General features: G+C 68.4%; 13 protein-coding genes, 1 tRNA gene and 1 pseudogene. 7 read left to right on the forward strand and 8 right to left on the reverse strand.

The window, feature by feature from the left end:
• Positions 1-54 precede the first annotated feature (54 nt).
• The 4 genes from B1L11_RS11530 to B1L11_RS46715 all read right to left on the reverse strand — a co-directional run bounded on the left by B1L11_RS11530 (position 55) and on the right by B1L11_RS46715 (position 1676).
• Complete coding sequence (locus tag B1L11_RS11530) at positions 55-357, reverse strand: DUF1905 domain-containing protein (RefSeq protein WP_079314495.1); 303 nt, start codon at positions 355-357, stop codon at positions 55-57.
• Between the two features lie 238 nt (positions 358-595).
• Positions 596-934, reverse strand: a complete 339-nt coding sequence (locus B1L11_RS11535) for an Imm51 family immunity protein (protein WP_079314463.1) — start codon at positions 932-934, stop codon at positions 596-598.
• Positions 935-1068: 134 nt separating this feature from the next.
• Entirely contained in the window at positions 1069-1521 is a 453-nt protein-coding gene (locus B1L11_RS11540) for a hypothetical protein (RefSeq protein ID WP_079314464.1), read from the reverse strand.
• The gene (locus B1L11_RS46715) at positions 1518-1676 is read right to left on the reverse strand and encodes a hypothetical protein (RefSeq protein WP_179155088.1); all 159 of its coding nucleotides are present in this window, start codon (positions 1674-1676) and stop codon (positions 1518-1520) included. The genes B1L11_RS11540 and B1L11_RS46715 overlap by 4 nt, the downstream gene beginning before the upstream one ends.
• A 45-nt stretch (positions 1677-1721) precedes the next feature.
• Between B1L11_RS46715 and B1L11_RS11550 the strand changes: the two genes are divergently transcribed.
• Entirely contained in the window at positions 1722-2693 is a 972-nt protein-coding gene (locus B1L11_RS11550) for a YafY family protein (protein WP_079314466.1), read from the forward strand.
• Positions 2694-2755: 62 nt separating this feature from the next.
• Here the strand turns inward: B1L11_RS11550 and B1L11_RS11555 are convergent, their stop codons facing one another.
• Complete coding sequence (locus B1L11_RS11555; RefSeq protein WP_079314496.1) at positions 2756-3499, reverse strand: VOC family protein; 744 nt, start codon at positions 3497-3499, stop codon at positions 2756-2758.
• 322 nt (positions 3500-3821) lie between these two features.
• On the opposite strand from B1L11_RS11555, the pseudogene B1L11_RS11560 reads away from it, so the two are divergent.
• The 3 genes and pseudogenes from B1L11_RS11560 (at position 3822) to B1L11_RS11570 (ending at position 10505) form a co-directional block, all read left to right on the forward strand.
• Positions 3822-4207 (forward strand): annotated as a pseudogene (locus B1L11_RS11560) (RNA-binding S4 domain-containing protein).
• 285 nt (positions 4208-4492) lie between these two features.
• Positions 4493-7567: an RICIN domain-containing protein gene (locus B1L11_RS11565; RefSeq protein WP_218671047.1), complete on the forward strand. Its 3075-nt coding sequence runs from the start codon at positions 4493-4495 to the stop codon at positions 7565-7567.
• 244 nt (positions 7568-7811) lie between these two features.
• Positions 7812-10505 carry an RICIN domain-containing protein gene (locus tag B1L11_RS11570; RefSeq protein WP_218671048.1) on the forward strand — a complete coding sequence of 898 codons (2694 nt, stop codon included), beginning with the start codon at positions 7812-7814 and terminating at the stop codon, positions 10503-10505.
• A gap of 325 nt (positions 10506-10830) precedes the next feature.
• Here B1L11_RS11570 and B1L11_RS11575 read toward each other — a convergent pair.
• Positions 10831-10905 (reverse strand) — tRNA-Arg (locus B1L11_RS11575).
• Between the two features lie 128 nt (positions 10906-11033).
• Here B1L11_RS11575 and B1L11_RS11580 point away from each other — a divergent pair.
• On the forward strand, positions 11034-11423 hold the full coding sequence (locus B1L11_RS11580; RefSeq protein ID WP_239108334.1) for a response regulator transcription factor: 390 nt from the start codon (positions 11034-11036) through the stop codon (positions 11421-11423).
• Between the two features lie 74 nt (positions 11424-11497).
• Positions 11498-12118, forward strand: coding sequence for a LysE family translocator (locus B1L11_RS11585; protein ID WP_079314469.1), 621 nt, complete (start codon positions 11498-11500; stop codon positions 12116-12118).
• Here the strand turns inward: B1L11_RS11585 and B1L11_RS11590 are convergent, their stop codons facing one another.
• Complete coding sequence (locus B1L11_RS11590) at positions 12119-12778, reverse strand: alpha/beta fold hydrolase (RefSeq protein ID WP_218671049.1); 660 nt, start codon at positions 12776-12778, stop codon at positions 12119-12121.
• A 128-nt stretch (positions 12779-12906) separates the two neighbouring features.
• Between B1L11_RS11590 and B1L11_RS11595 the strand changes: the two genes are divergently transcribed.
• Complete coding sequence (locus tag B1L11_RS11595) at positions 12907-13500, forward strand: TetR/AcrR family transcriptional regulator (RefSeq protein ID WP_079314470.1); 594 nt, start codon at positions 12907-12909, stop codon at positions 13498-13500.
• A 909-nt stretch (positions 13501-14409) separates the two neighbouring features.
• On the opposite strand, the gene B1L11_RS11600 is transcribed toward B1L11_RS11595, so the two are convergent.
• Positions 14410-15798 (reverse strand): glycoside hydrolase family 16 protein, encoded by a 1389-nt coding sequence (locus B1L11_RS11600; protein WP_079314471.1) that lies wholly within the window; start codon positions 15796-15798, stop codon positions 14410-14412.
• Positions 15799-15991: the final 193 nt, after the last annotated feature.

A 15991-nucleotide genomic window follows, 5' to 3' on the forward strand; every position in this document is an offset into this window, starting at 1 on the left:
GTTCCACAGGTCAAGGGGGAGCAGCGCTCCGTCGCGGGGCCGGCGCCCCGGTGGTCAGAAGTCGATGAGCTCGACGGTTACGGTCGCGACGTCACCTATGTCGAGAGCCTCGGCCGCGCGGACGGCACGCTTGACGGGCAGCACGTAAGCGCCACGCGCGCTGTCCGGGAAGATCGAGGTCTTCCACGTGCTCCCTCCGAGCGTGACCCGCACCCGCAGCGAACCGAAGCCGCGACGTAGTCCGCCCGCCAGATCGCGGATCTCCTCGGACGCCTCGGCGGGCAGGCTGACGAAGGTCCACGTGTCGGAGCGCCGGGCATCCCACTGCCACAGCTCGGCTTCAAAGTCGACCACCACGAGCACATCATGGCATCGGGGTCCGACAGTCCCCGGCGGTCCTGCTGACGCCGAGGACGCGGCCGGCCCGCCGCCGCGGCGCGGCGGTTGACCGTCCTCGGACTGCACCGCATCGCGCGGGCTCTCACGGCCCTCGCGGCGGCCCGGACCCACGACTCCGGCTACGCGGCCGAGCAGGCCTGGATCGACGCGTATCTGTGGACCTGAACTGACCGGGATGCAACACCAGGCGGCCGAGTCAGTCGTCGAACTCGAACCCGTCCGCCTCGGCGGTCGCGACGAGCCGCCGCACGCGGTCGGCGTCCGTCGCGATGGCCGCCATCCGGGTGCCCAGTTCCTCCAGCGCGCCGCGGTCCTTTCCGCGCGCGCAGAACATGTCGGCTTCCGGATCGTAGGAGAACCGGCCTTCCAGGGCGGGGGCCTCGGTGCTGACGAGCACCTGCGCGACGCCTTCCCAGAAGTACCCGTTCGGCTCGTGACCGAGGTCCTCGATCACGTCGTCCACCTGCGTGGTGCCCGCGTCCAGCAACAGCGAGTACTTCCCGGGGGCCGACTCGATCAGCCTCAATGGTCGCATCGGCGCATGCTGCCACCTCCGGCGCCGATCCGCAAAGCACGCCGTCCCCCGCGCTCCTCTGCCGCCGCACGCTTTGGAGCCGTGCCGGCGGGTCGGGGCATCCTGCCCGGGCTTCGACGCCTCTCCTTGCGGCATCACCCGACGCGGGTGGAGTCCATGGTCCAGTTGGTCTCCCAGGTCTGGCCGCCGTCGTAGGAGAATGCCTGCTCCCAGTGGCACGAGTCGGGCGTGATCCCCGACCAGATGAACCGGACGCGGATCGGGCGGCCGTCGTCGGTGTCGTCGGCATAGAAGGTGCCGACCCCGTCGACGAAGCGGCCGACGACCGGGACCGGGTCCAGGCCGCGCCTGCTGTTGACCCAGTAGATGGACCACTCGTCCCGCTCGGCGTCGTACGTCCGGATTGTCGCGCCGTCGAAGTCCTTGGTGGGCAGCGTGAGCGTGTCGAAGCTGCCCGCGCCGTCGAAGAAGCCGTACGCGACGCAGCGGCCGGGGAACTCCTCCCACTCGTCGCTGCCGACACCCCGCTTCAGCAGCCTCCGGTTGGCCACGTCCCACCTGCCGACGAGGAAGTCGAAGTCGTTCACCGTCCCGCCCCTTCCGGCCGGCTGCCGGCCAGGTAGTCGCCACGGTCCGGGGATTCGCCCCTCGGCTCGAATACTCGCCCGGGCCGCTCGTCGTGATACCGCTCGTCGACCGCGATCGGATCGAGCGGCCGCGTGATCTTCCGCATGAACGTCATGCCGGGACCGTACGGCCCCTTCACTGACACGTATCGTCAGTGGATGTGCGCGCGTCCCGGCTGCTGTCCATCCTTCTGCTGCTCCAGTCGCGAGGTCGCCTGACGGCCCGCCAGCTCGCCGAAGAGCTTGAGGTGAGTGTCCGCACGATCTACCGCGACGTCGAGTCGCTGCACGCCGCCGGGATCCCGTTGTACGGCGAGGCCGGGCACGAGGGCGGATACCGGCTGATGGACGGCTTCCGCACCCGGCTCACCGGCCTGACCCCACGGGAGGCGGAGGCGCTGTTCCTGGCCCCGCTGCCGGGACCGGCCGCGGAACTCGGGCTCGGCTCCCACGCGGCGGCGGCCGAGCTCAAGATCGAGGCCGCGCTGCCCGCCGCCCTGCGGGACGGTGCCAGGCGGATGCGGAACCACTTCCTCCTCGACGCCCCCGGCTGGTACTACGACGGCGACCACGTGCCGCACCTGCCCGATGTCGCCGAGGCCGTGTGGAGCGGCCGCGTCATCGAGGTGCTCTACCGGCGGTGGGCCGCCCCCGCCGAGGTCGAACGCCGGCTGGAGCCGTACGGGCTGGTGCTGAAGGGCGGGAAGTGGTACCTCGTGGCTCGCTGCGACGGCACCCTGCGGACCTACCGGGTCAACCAGATCCTGCGGCTGCGGGTCACGGACGACACCTTCGAGCGCCCCGAGGGCTTCGACCTGGCCGGGCACTGGCGCGAACACCTGGCAGGCTTCCGGTCGCGGCTGTTCCAGGGCCACGCGGTGATCCGGCTCTCGCCGGACGGGCGGGAGCGGCTGCGGGAGACGATGAGCTCGGCCGTGGTGACCGCCGTGGACGACACGGCCGAGGGGCCGGACGCGGAGGGCTGGGTCAGGGCCACCGTGCCGATCGAATCGCTGACACACGCCCATTCCGAGTTCCTCAAACTCGGGGCCGAAGTGGAGATCCTGGAGCCCGCCGAGCTACGGCGCAAACTGGGCGACACCGCCGCAGCCCTGGCCGCCCTCTATCGGTGACGCGCGCCCGAGCGGGGTCTCGCAGCGCGAAGGCGCGGTAAGGAGGCGACCTAGACTCCGCGTCAGGCTGGAGCGAGTACGCAGAACTCGTTGCCCTCCGGGTCGGCGAGGACGATCCACGGGACGTCGCCCTGCCCGACGTCGGCGAGCGTCGCGCCGAGGGTCTGCAACCGCGCCACCTCCGCCGCTTGGTCCCCAACGGAGTGAGGCAGCAGGTCGAGATGGACGCGGTTCCACACGGTCCTCACGCCGGGCGTTGTGCGGAGGAGCTCGAGATACGGCCCGACACCCTTGGCGGAGCGCAGCCGGGCATGATCGTCGGTAACCTCGTGCACGGTCCAGTCCATCGCCTCGCCCCAGAACCGGGCCATGGCCCGCGGGTCCGCGCAGTCCACCACCACCGCGGCGATCGGCCCGGTGTCCCGGTAGATCTCCCGAGGCTCCAGCACACAGAACACGTTGCCCTCCGGGTCGGCCAGAACCGTCCACGGGACGTCATCACCCTGACCCACATCGGCGGGCGTCGCACCGAGCTCCTGCAGGCGCGCCACCAACTCCGCCTGATGGGCCACAGAGGTGGTGGCGAGATCAAGGTGCACGCGGTACTTCACCGTTTCCGGGTCCGGAACGGTGACCACACAGACGCAGACGGCGACGGGATCCGGCCAGACGAAGCCCACGGGCCCAATGCCTGTCACGTTTGGTCCCTCGCTGAAAACACCCCAGCCGAGCGCCTCCGCCCAGAACCGGCCGAGCGCCGAGCTATCCCGACCTTTGATATTCAGCAGACCAAGTCGCAGCGCCATGCCGTCCACCCTATGTTCAGCAGATCAACCGGAGGGTCAGTCCTTGATCAGGAGGCCCTGGAAGGTGACGTCACACTCGTCGCCGTCCGAGCTGCTGCTGGAGCGGGACGTAGACGGCGGTATGAACATCGGCCTCATCGACGCGATCGTCCGGTACTCCCTCGACCACGGGTAGCACGTCCTGCTCGAAGGCATCCTCACCGCCGGCCGCTACGGGACGATGCTGCAATCCCTGCAGCCCTTGGCCAGGCGGGCTTGCCTGCCGGCGGGGCGCCGCTCTCAGTACAGTGTCGGGGTGTCGGGTGAGCAGGTGAGTGCGCGGGTGGACATCTGGATCTGGTCGGTACGGCTGACCAGGACTCGTTCGATCGCGTCCGACGCCTGCCGGGGCGGTCACGTCCGGGTCAACGGTGTGCGGGTCAAGCCCGCGCACGTCGTCCGGGTCGGCGACGAGATCCGTGTGCGGCACGAGGGGCGCGAACGCATCGTGGTCGTCTCCCGCATCATCACCAAGCGCGTCGGCGCCCCCGTGGCCGCCGAGTGCTACGTCGACAAGAGCCCTCCGCCTCCTCCGCGCGAGGAGCCGTGACGGTGGCCGTTCGGGCTCGTGGCGCGGGACGGCCCACCAAACGCGAGCGCCGCAGCATCGACAAACTGCTCGGGCGCCCGGTGGTGGAGGGGCGGGACCGCCGGCCACGCCCGGAGTGAACGGGCCACGCCGCATCCGACTGTGCGGAGTGTGCGGCGATGCTGCGGAGTTGCCGCGCGGGGACGGTCGAGCCCGATGCCGAGGCCGCCATCTAAAGGTGGGATGTCTCCCTGCGGGCGCGTCGCACCCACGGATGAATGAAGGAAGTAACCGACGGCAGGCGCACACCTCGCGGTCGCCGTTCTGGGGCTCAACAACCTTCCTGTCGATGAAAGTTTCACCGAGCTCCTGAAAGAGTAGTCGGCCGTCCTGGAAACCGGGACCAGGTTACGCGACGCTCGAAATTGTTTCTTGACCCAATACATCAGACGTCATACGTTGCGCGAAACCGCACCTATTCATGGGATGTCCCCCCGACAAACCCAATTGTTCTTGCCTTCGGAGGCGGCCGTATCGCGGAGGTGGACCAGCCGTGGCGGCACAGCCGGCACTCGGCCGCGAGCATCACGCCCAACTCGCCACCAGGAGCTTCAATGAACATGCCGCTGAACCGTCGACGCTTCATCGCCACCACGGCGGCGACCGTCGGCGCTGCCGCGCTTCCTTCGGCGATCTTCGCTGACCGAGCGGCTGGCGCCGTGCCGCCGCAACTGCCGCAACGCGGCATCTACGACACGGCCTCCGCCGTGAGTTGGACCGATGCCTTCCTGACCGGCAACGGCGAGTACGGGGCCATGCTCTACGGCGCGCCCACCCTGGAGAAGGTTGTCTTCACGCATCATCGGTTCGTGATGCCCAACGGCACCCGTAACCTGACTCCGCCGACGCTGTCGGGCCGGTTGCCGGGCGTCAGGGACAAGGCGCTTGCCGGTGACTTCAACGGTGCCACCGGCGACTTCACCTCCGGCTGGTCGCTGCGCTGGACCCAGACCTTCCATCCGGGCTATGAGCTGCAGATCAGCACCCCGGGGATGACGACCGTCAACAACTACGCCCGGATCACCGATTTCAGGACCGGGGAGGTCACCTCGACGTGGACCGACAGTTATGGTGCGTGGACGCGCCGGGCTTTCGCCTCCCGAGCGGACCGGGTCATCGTCCACGAACTCACTCCCGCGCCGGGGCGGACGATCGACACCACGCTGAGCGTCAACACGGCCCTGAGCGGCGTGCCGGGGTCCGTCGGCTTCGCCACCCTGGCCACGGTCGGCAACGGTGACGGCTACCTGAACCTGCGGGGCACATACCCCGCCGGGCAGGGGGCGTTCGGCTACGAGGGCGTCACCCGGGTGGTCGCGACCGGCGGTTCGGTACGGGTGAGCGGGTCGGCCATCGTCGTGGCCGCGGCGACCAAACTCGTGCTGCTGACCAAACTCGACCGCTACGAGTCGTCCACGGCGTGGGACGCGAAACCGCTGCACATGGCGCTGGCCGCGCTGAGCGCCGACTACGCGACGCTGCTCACGCGGCATACCGCCCTGCACACCCCGCTGTACGACCGGTCACGCCTCGACCTGAACGTCAGCGCCGCCGATCGGCAACTGTCGACCAGTGAGCTGATCGCGCGGCAGAATTCCAACCGCAATGTCATCGACCTCGCGTTGCTGGAGCGGATGTACGACTCCGGCCGTTACCTATTCCTCAGTTCCAGCGGCGTCCTGCCACCGCGGCTGACCGGCCTGTGGACGGGCGCCTGGGATGCGGCGTGGGCCGGCGACTTCACCACCGACGCCAACGTCAACTTCCAGGTCGCCGGCGGCAACATCCTGTCCCTCACCGAAGCCATGGACGGCTACTTCAATCTGATCCTCGGCCAGATCAACGATTGGCGCACCAACGCCAGAAATCTTTACGGCACTCGCGGCCTGCTCGCTCCCTCCCGCACCGACGGCGAGTACGGCAAGATGCTGCACTTCGACAGCGGGTTCCCCGGCCACACCTGGATCGGCGGCGCCGACTGGCTGCTCTATCCGCTGCTCGAGTACTACCAGGTCACCGGTGACGCCACCTTCTACCGCACCAAGCTCGCTCCGGTCCTGATCGAGCTCGCGTTGTTCTACGAGGACTTCCTCACTCGCACTGACGCCAACGGCAAGGTCATCTTCGTGCCGTGCTTCTCCATGGAGAACAGCCCCGGCAACACGGGCAGGCAACTGTCGATCAATGCGACCGGCGAGATCGCCGCAGGCAAGCATGCGCTGCAGGCCGCCATCGACGCCGCCGACTTCCTCGGCACCGAGCAGGGCCCAGGCCAAGGCGTGCAACGCTGGACCGCTTTGCTGGCCAAGATGCCCGATTATCGGATCAACGGCGACGGGGCGCTCGCGGAATGGTCGTGGCCCAGCCTGACCGACCGGTACAACCACCGTCACGTACAGCACATGTATCCGGTCTGGCCGCTGCACGAGATCAACCCCGAGGACAAGCCCGACCTGATTCGCTACGCGAGCCGCGCCCTGGATCTGCGAGGGGACGAGGGAGGGGAGGCCCACGGCGCCATCCACCGCAGCCTCGCCCGAGCCCGGCTCAAGGACGGCGCCGGCGTGTACGGCAACCTGCGGAAGATCCTGGGCAACAACATGGTCTTCCGATCGTTGATGACCTCGCACAACCCGAACCTGTCGATCTACAACGCCGACGCCGCCAACTCGCTGCCCGCGATTGTCGCCGAGGCATTGATCTACACCAGGCCCGGCATCCTGGAGTTGCTGCCCGCGCTGCCCGATCAGTTCGCCAAGGGCACGATCACCGGCGTGCGCGGCCGCAACCGCATCCGGATCGAATCGCTCACCTGGGACATCAGCGCCCGGGCCGTCACCGCCACCGTCATCTCCGAAGTAACCCAAACCGTGACGCTCATCAGCCGGCGCGGGATCGCTTCCGTTACCACCAGCGCAGGCGTCGCCGCCTCTCCGTTGGGCAGCCATGCCCGGCAGGTGTCACTGACCGCAGGTACGACGACCCAGATCACCGTCGAGCTGGGCACCGGCGGCCCGTCCACCGGCGTCGTCCGCCTGGTCAACCGCAACAGCGGCAAGGTGCTGGACGTCTACGGAGGCTCCACCGCCGACGGTGCCGCCGTCGTCCAATGGCCCTGGAACGGCGGGACCAACCAGCAGTGGCGGATGTCGCAGAACTCCGACGGCTCGTTCCGGCTGACCAGCGTCGGCAGCGGTAAGGTCCTCAGCAGCCCGAACGCCAACCAGGGCGCCGCCCTCGTCCAGATGACCGACACCAACGGCACGAACCAGCGGTGGAAACTCGTCCCCGCGGCCACGAGCGGTTACTACCGGCTGGTCAACATCGGCAATGGATTGTGCGCGGACGTCGAAGCCGGCTCCACAGCCGACGGCGCCCGAGTCATCCAATGGGCCGGCAACAGCGGTGCCAACCAGGAATGGCAGATCGTCGCCGTGTGACGATGAAAGTTTCACCAGCAATGTGATTCACCACTGCTGAGATGAAGTGGTTTCCTCCCTGAACCTGCCCGGAATGCGGCTGATCCAGGAGGGATCCGGTGCGCCGCGGACGCCGCACGCACGAGATGTCCGCAACTGCAAGACAAGGCGCCACGCCCGCGCGATGGCACACCCCGATGAGTTCTGCCACGGCGGGGTGATTTCGCGGCGAAAATCTGCTCGGAACCAGCGAAAGGAACAGAGCGTGAAGTCAGCCCTGTCCACCACTGGGAAGGCGTTAGTAGCGCTTGCGGTGTTCGTCGCCGCCGTGTTGCTGCCGGCCTTCACAGGTAATACCGCGGCCTCGGCAGCGACCCAGGCAACCTATTACGTCGCCCCCGACGGCAACGACGCCAACCCTGGAACGATCACGTCGCCGTTCAGAACCCTGCAGCGCGCGAGGGACGTCGTCCGCACGGTGAACGCCGACATGACAGGCGACATCTACGTGTACCTCCGCGGGGGCAGCTATCCGGTCGGCAGCACAATCGACTTCACGCCGGCCGACTCCGGCACGAATGGATTCCGGGTCGTATACGCCGCGTACCAGAACGAGACGCCGATCCTCAGCGGAGGCGTTCAGGTAACCGGATGGACGCAGCACAGCGGTAACATCTGGAAAGCACCGCTGAATCGCAGCAACAAGCTCCGTGCGCTCTATGTCAACGACAAGCGAGCGTACATGGCTTCGAAAACAATAAACTCGCAGGGGTGTTACGGAACCTACACCATCACGGCGGGACAGGCTCCCTGGGCGTGGGAATCGGGTTCGCAGTGCGCGGGAGCGAAGTACAGTCTGAGCGATTTTCCCGCCATCGCCGCCAATCAGGACGACATCGAAATAGAGACGGCGACGACCTGGACCACGGCCATCGTGGGAGTCCGGCAGGTCACCTCTGACGGCACGAACCGTATAGCTCAGTTCCAGCAGCCGGGAGCGGCTATCGCCCAGGGCGCCTTCAACGGGAACGCCCAGGTCGGCGGCACCCACAAGGTCATGAACGCCTACGAGTTCCTGGACACGCCGGGCGAGTTCTACTTCGACAAGACGAGCCGGACGTTGTACTACTACAAGGCAACCTCCGAGGACATGACGACCGCGACGGTTTTCGCGCCGAACAACGTGTCCACCCTTCTCAGGGTCGCCGGCACCTCCACCAGCGCTCGCGTCCGGAACATCACATTCGCCGGCCTCACGGTCCAGCACTCCGACTGGAACCTGTTCAACGTGGCCGGCTCGGTGCTCAAACAAGCCCAGCAGGGCAATCTCGGCGCGCTCGCATATGCCAAGCAGAACTTCCACGTCTATTACTACCGCAATGTCGACATGGCGCCCGGCGCCATTCAGATCGACAACGCCGACGGGCTCGTCCTGCAGAACAACCGGATACAGCACACCGGCGTCGACGGAATCACCATGGCCAACGACGTGGTGAACACGCAGTTGATCGGAAACTACACCAACGACATCGCCGGGTCCGCCATCGTCGTCGGCCATCCCCAGCATGTCTACATCGGGGACTACACCTCCACCAATCACGAGAAGTATCCCGTGGGTGTCGAAGGAGCGCCCAAGAACATCGACATCAAGAACAACTACATCTACGACAGTGCCGTGTTGTTCAACGGGCACAGCCCCATCTCGGCGTACTTCGCCGACACCTTGACCATCCAGCACAATCGCATCGAGAAAGCCCCGTGGTCCGGCATAACGCTCGGCTGGGGGTGGTGGAACTTCGACGGATCGTCAGGTTCGATCCAGCCCAACCGGCCGACCACCACGGCGAAGAACAACAACATCAGCTACAACCACATCATCGACACGGTGCAGCGCCTGGGCGACACGGCTCCCATCTACACGCTGGGCAGCCAGCCGGGAACCACGATCAGCAACAACTATCTGCAGGGCGTCCCGGCCGGTCACAAGTACGGACTCCACCCGGACGAAGGCTCAGCGTACATAACCTTCCGCGACAACGTCCTGAGCGTGGACAAGAATGTCACGTGGCTCATCAACTCCGACGACTTCGGACGTAAGCATGATCTGAGCATCACGCAGACATACGGCCCTATCAACAAAGTCTCCAATAAGAACCTGCCGAACAGCACGGTCCAGGACATCCTCGTATCCTCCGACTACGTCTGGCCGTCGCAGGCATACAGCATCGCCGTGAACTCCGGACTCGAGGACGCGTACAGGAACATCATCCCCCAGAGCAATCTTTCTCTTCCGGATTACGTCCTGCCCGCCAGCACGTTCGTCGGCGCCGGTGTGACATCGATTCCCATCCGCAGCACCGGCGATGCGAGCAAGACGGTCTGGCTGGCCCCCTCGGGTACGACCTCCTTCGCCGTCGGCAACACGATGACCCGGGCGAGCGGAACCGCGACCTCCATTGCCGTTCCGACGTCGACCGGTGAGTATCGGCTCTACGTCGTGGACGCCCAGGGGAATCGATCGGCCGAGTCGAAATCGCTCGTCAGGCAAGGAAACGGCGGGAGCGGCCAGCAGAACGTCACGATCGTGGGCGGCCAGTCGGGTCGATGCGTGGACGTCAGCGGCGGCACGGCGACCAACGGCGCTCAGGCGCAGCTGTGGGACTGCAACGGACAGACCAACCAGCGGTGGACGTACACCTCGGGCAAGCAGCTGCAGGTGTTCGGCAACAAGTGCCTGGACGCCTACGGCCAGGGCACCTCGAACGGCACCCAGGTGGTGATCTGGGACTGCAACGGACAGACCAACCAGCAGTGGAACCTCAACTCCAACGGCACCATCACCGGTGTGCAGTCCGGGTTGTGCCTGGACGCCAACGGCGCCGGCACCGCCAACGGTACGAAGATCATTCTGTGGGCGTGCAACGGCGGCACGAACCAGCAATGGAGCCTACGCAGCTGATGTGAGGTCCTACCGGGCCGCGGACGGTCATACGCGCACCGCCCGCGGCCCACCCTGCCGACGGTCGGGATTCCATCAGAAGGCGCTGCCGGACAGACGGATGCCTCACCTGCCACCAACGAGCACCATGCCGACCTAACAAAGTCCACCTAGGCGCCGGCGGAGACGGCCACGCGGGCCTTGCGCTCTCTTCGGCGCGAACTCTGCCCGCGTGCTCCGCAGACCCTGCCGCAACGCGTCCGACACCGTCGCAGAACGACAAGATCGCGACAGTCGTACGACACGAAAAAGACCAGCTCACACGACATGTGGACTGGTCTTGATCTGGTGCCCCCTGCAGGATTCGAACCTGCGCACCCGGCTCCGGAGGCCGGTGCTCTATCCCCTGAGCTAAGGGGGCTCAACCGCTGATAAGGCTACCAGCACTTGAAGGCCGCTCGTGACATCATTACGGCCGCCGGCGGGCGCGGGCATGTGGATCAGCGAAAACCGCGCGCTCACCCCGTCTCATTGGCTAGCTTTGCCGCCGTGGGCGAGCTTCTGGGACGCGTGCTGGTCGTGGATGACGACGAGGTCATCCGGCAGCTCATAGCGGTCAACCTGACCCTGGAGGGGTTCGAGGTCGAGACCGCGTACGACGGGCAGGACTGCTTGGACCGCGTCCATGACGTGGATCCCGATGTGATCACGCTCGACGTGATGATGCCGCGCCTGGACGGCTGGGAGACGGCCACCCGGTTGCGGAAGGACCCGAGCACCCGGCACATCAAGGTCATGCTCATCACCGCCCGGGCCCAGGAGGACGACCGCAGGCGGGGGTACGACATCGGTGTCGACGCCTATCTCACCAAGCCGTTCGACCCGGCCGAGCTGATCCAGATCGTACGGGACCTCGCCGAGGGCCCCGGGACGCTCTGAGCCGCATTGGTCCACGGACACGGGCGCCGATTGGCCCGGGTGTGCGGGCCGGGACGCCTCTAGCCTCGGCAAGCGTGATCGACGCCTCGACGTTCCTGGTGTACGCGGCCGCCTCGGCGGCGGTGGTGGCCGTGCCCGGCCCCAACCATCTCTACATCGCCGCCCGGGGTGTGGCCCAGGGCCGCCGTGCCGGGGTCGCCTCGGCTCTCGGTGTGGAGACGGGCACGCTGCTCCACATCGCCGCGGCGGCGGCCGGCCTCTCCTATCTGCTCGCGCGGTCCGCGGCGCTGTTCGCGGCGGTGAAATGGGCCGGCGTCGCCTACCTTGCCTATCTCGGCGTCCGCGCCCTGACCGGCCGGGGCTCGGACGACGACGAGCCGAGGCCGCAGCCATTGCGCCGGGTCTTCCTCGAAGGCGTCGTGGTCAACGTGCTGAACCCCAAGACCGTGCTGTTCTTCCTGGCGTTCCTGCCGCAGTTCGTGGATCCTTTCGGCGACGTGCCGGGGCAGGTCCTCCTTCTCGGGCTGGTCCTCGCCGTGATCGGGCTGGCCTCGGACCTCGTGTACGCGCTCACCGCCGGGTCGCTCGGCCGCCGCCTGCGCGCGAGCACGCTCAGGTACGCCTCGGGGCTGGTCTACCTGGCGCTCGCCCTCGTCGCCGCGCTCAGCGGGGCCGGGCGTACGGCGCGGGGCTGATCAGGCCGCGCAGGCGGACAGGTCCCGGGCCGCGGCGTCGATGAAACGGGCCAGCCACGCGGGATCGGCGAGCACGGTCAGATGGCCACGGCCCGGCAGGTGCGTGAGGCTGCCGTCGGCGCAGGCCCGCAGGAACGCCTGTTCGTCGGCCCGGAAGGGATCGCGGGCGCCGTTCAGCAGCCAGACCCGTCCGGGGTAGGCCGCCAGCGAGGCGAGCGGGTCCTCCGCCGTGACCGCCTCGACGACGGACGCCACGACCTCGCTGCTCAGCCCGCCTTCGATCATGGCGTCCCCGGTGGCCCCGGGCAGCATCAGGCGCAACGCGAAGCGGCTCACCCGGTCGGCCAGCGCGGGGGTGCGGGCGGCCAGGCGCCCGGCGAACCGGTAGGCGTGCGCCCTGGGCCGGTCGGGCCGCGTCGTGCAGCCCATCGCGACCAGGCCCGCGACGAGGTCCGGATGCCGCGCCGCGGCGGCGATGCCCACGTAACCACCGAGGGACAGCCCCACGACGAGCGCCCGTCCGCCCAGGTCCGCGATCGCCTCCGCGACGACGTCGCACGCCGCCTCTGTGCCGTACGGCAGGCCTCGGCGGCGGCCGTGGCCGGGCAGGTCGGGCGCGGCGGACGGGGCCCGCAGCAGCGCACGGACCGGGGACCACATCGTGCGCTCACGCGGGTGCCGTGGACGAAGACCACCGGCATACTCATGATCCACCTCCTCGAAACCAACGCAACGTTGCGTTGCATACGCCATTAAAACACAACGGTGCGTTGCAGTAGGCTCCCGCCATGGCCCCACGCAAGAAGGACGACATCCTGAACGCCGCGCTGCGCCTGCTGGCGGAGAAGGGCTACGAGGGCCTGACCATCGAGGGCGTGGCCGAACGGTCGGGGGTCAACAAGACGACGATCTACCGGTGGTGGCCGTCGAAGGCCGCCCTGCTCGGCACGGCGCTGGTCGAAGCGCGGGCGCTCGACTTCGACGTGCCCGACACCGGGAGCCTGCGGGGCGACCTGCACGCGCTGCTGGACGGCCTGGCCCGGCTGCTCACCACTCCCCCGGCGGCGGACATCGCCGTCGCGGCGCTCGGGGCCGCCGCCAACAGCCCCGAACTCGCGGAGGCGGCCAGGGGCTTCTTCGCCGACCGGTTCGCCCGGGAGCGGCCGATCTTCGAACGGGCCCGGGAGCGCGGCGAGATCGCGGAATCCGCCGACCCGATGACGATCATGGACCTGCTCGCCGGCGCGGTCTGGCTGCGGGTGGTATTCCGGCAATTGCCTCTGGACGATGGCTTTACCGAGCGGGCGGTGAACGCCGTACTCGATGGGGTAGGGCGGCCAGGGGATCCGAAGGCGGGCCGACCGGCGGGGGCCGGCGGCTGACCGGACGGGTCGACCGGGCGGCCCGGCCAGGAGTGCCACTGGCGGGCCCTCCGCGACGGGTTCGCGGTGCCGCGCGCTCCATGCGCGGCCGTGTACACCCGGCGCGTCGTTCCCGCGGACGTTCCATGACCTGTCACGGTCACGTCCGCTCACGTCGTTCGCGCACATCCCAGCGGCGCCGGCCACGTCAGGCCGCACAGTGTCATGCCGTGTCATGCCGTGTCATGTCGTGCCCCAGCGCCGAGTGGAGGGAGCACACCGATGACCATGTCCAGCAAGCCGCCGAAACCTCACGGCAAACGGCCCCGGCTGCTCCTCGGAGTCGCCGCGGCGCTCACTCTCGCCACCGGCGCCGGCCTCGCCGTGGCGGGCGCACCGGGCCAGGACCAGCCGCGGTACGCCCAGGCGGGACAGCTCCGGCCCGGTCCGGAGCGGTTCGGCATGTCCGAGCTCGCCCTGCTCCAGCTCGGACAGCCCCAGCAGCCGCGTACGGCCCGCGACTACCAGACCTTCACGAGCCAGACGGGCTCGGTGGACTCGGTGCGGAGCGGCGCCCTCACGGTGGACGGCCGCACCTACACGGTCGACGAGTCGACCAGGATCGTCGCGGACTACAAGGGCCTGCAGGGGATCCAGCAGGGCGACCAGGTGTGGATCGTGGGCACGACCGGCGGCAGCCCGAGGGGCGATCATCGTCCGCGGACGCCAGCCGCCCGGCCCTGCCGGGGCACGGCGGAGGCGGCGCACCCCCGGCACAGACCCCGCAGACTCCGCAGACTCCGTCCGCGCCCGTCACGCCCGGCGGGTCGCCGTCACCGGAGACCGTCTCGCCCACCGGGTGACGTACGTCCGGCGTTCGCGCGGGACATGGGCGGGGACCACGAGCGGCCCCCGCCCATGGCGCGGCGGTCAGGACGTGGCGAACGTGAACCAGTTGAGGTTGACGAAGTCGGCCGGCTGCCCGCTGCTGAAGGTGATGTAGACGGTGTGGGTGCCGGTCGTCGGCGTGATGTTGGCCGGGACGGTCGTCCAGCTCTGCCAGCCGCCGGTGTTGCCGACGGCGAAGTCGCCGATCGGGGTCGCCGTCGGGCTGTCGAGCCTGACCTGTACGAGGCCGCTCACGCCGGCCGCCGCGCCGGAGGCGACCCTGGCCTTGAACTGCCGCGCCGCCGTCGAGCCGAAGTTGACGCCGTCGTAGCGCAGCCAGTCGCCGTTGGAGATGTAGCCGACGTTCTGGCCGCCACCGCTGTCCTGGGTCGTCTCCACCTGCGTGCCGCTCTGGGCCTGGTAGTTCTCCGCCTGGATGGTGGAGCGGGCGTCCACGCCACCCGGCGGGGGCGAGCTCGGCGGCGGGCTGCTGGTCGCGCCGCTCTGCCACACGGCGACGTAGTCGACCACCATCGGCCGTCCGGACACGGTCGCGGAGGTGGGCGTGGAGAACCCGGCCACACCGTTGGGGAAGCCGCCGCCGATGGCGACGTTGAGCAGGATGAAGTATCCGGCGTGGGAGGTCATGTTCGACCACGTCGTGGCGTCGAGCTGGCTCTGGCTGATGCTGTGGAACTGCTGGCCGTCCACGTACCACCGGAGCTGGTTGGGGTTGACGCTGCGGTCCCACTCGAACCGGTAGGTGTGGAAGGCCGACTGGCAGGTCGAGCCGGGGCAGGCCCGGCTGTTGCCCAGGCCGTTGGTCTCGTTGCACGGCCCGTTGGGGTTCACGCCGCAGTGCAGGGTGGCCCAGACCGTGTTGAGCCCGTTCACGTTCTCCATGAAGTCGAACTCGCCGATCGAGGGCCAGTTCTGGTAGTTGCCCCGGTAGGGCGCGCCGAGCGCCCAGAAGGCCGGCCAGTAGCCGAGGGCGGCGTCGCCCGTGACGTTCGGCATCTGGATGCGGCCCTCGATGCGCAGGATCCGTCCGTCGGCCGGCTTGAAGTCGGCGCGGCGGGTCTCGATCCGCGCGGAGGTCCAGTTCTGGCCGCTGCCGATCGGGGTGATCCGCAGGTTGCCGCTGCCGTCCAGGCTCAGGTTGGAGGTGCTGGACGTGTAGTTCTGGATCTCGCCGGTGCCCCAGTTGCCCGGGCCTCCGGGGTAGGAGTGGCCGGTGTCGATGATCCAGTTGGTGGACGACGGGAGCGTACCGGCCGTGCCGTTGAAGTCGTCCGACCAGACGAGCGACCAGCCGGACGGCGTCCCGGGCACCGACGCGTCGGCGGGCCGTACGGCGAGGGCCATGACCGCGGCGGCCACGGCGAGCAGCGCCAGCACCGAGCGCCGCCATGGGGAGTGGAGCACACGCATGAGTACCTCTCTCCTCGGTCCGGTCGTCGCGGCGGGGGGATTGGGGGGTGGCGGGTGGCCTCACGGAGCGAAGACGGTGAACGTCTGGAAGGGCCGGACGGCGGCGTCCGGAGGGGGTCGTGAGGGCCCGCGCACCGCGACCGCGGACCGCTTGAGCGACACTGTCCCCTCTGAATCTCACTCCCGTCAAGAG

Source organism: Microbispora sp. GKU 823 (assembly GCF_002027145.1).
Classification (GTDB): domain Bacteria; phylum Actinomycetota; class Actinomycetes; order Streptosporangiales; family Streptosporangiaceae; genus Microbispora; species Microbispora siamensis.

Bases quoted from the DNA above. Each gene is read 5' to 3' on its own strand.
- B1L11_RS11555 (WP_079314496.1), bottom strand. From the start codon at position 3,499: ATGGCGCTGCGACTTGGTCTGCTGAATATCAAAGGTCGGGATAGCTCG.
- B1L11_RS11600 (WP_079314471.1), bottom strand. From the start codon at position 15,798: ATGCGTGTGCTCCACTCCCCATGGCGGCGCTCGGTGCTGGCGCTGCTC.
- B1L11_RS11595 (WP_079314470.1), top strand. From the start codon at position 12,907: ATGGCCCCACGCAAGAAGGACGACATCCTGAACGCCGCGCTGCGCCTG.
- B1L11_RS11590 (WP_218671049.1), bottom strand. From the start codon at position 12,778: ATGTGGTCCCCGGTCCGTGCGCTGCTGCGGGCCCCGTCCGCCGCGCCC.
- B1L11_RS46715 (WP_179155088.1), bottom strand. From the start codon at position 1,676: ATGACGTTCATGCGGAAGATCACGCGGCCGCTCGATCCGATCGCGGTC.
- B1L11_RS11535 (WP_079314463.1), bottom strand. From the start codon at position 934: ATGCGACCATTGAGGCTGATCGAGTCGGCCCCCGGGAAGTACTCGCTG.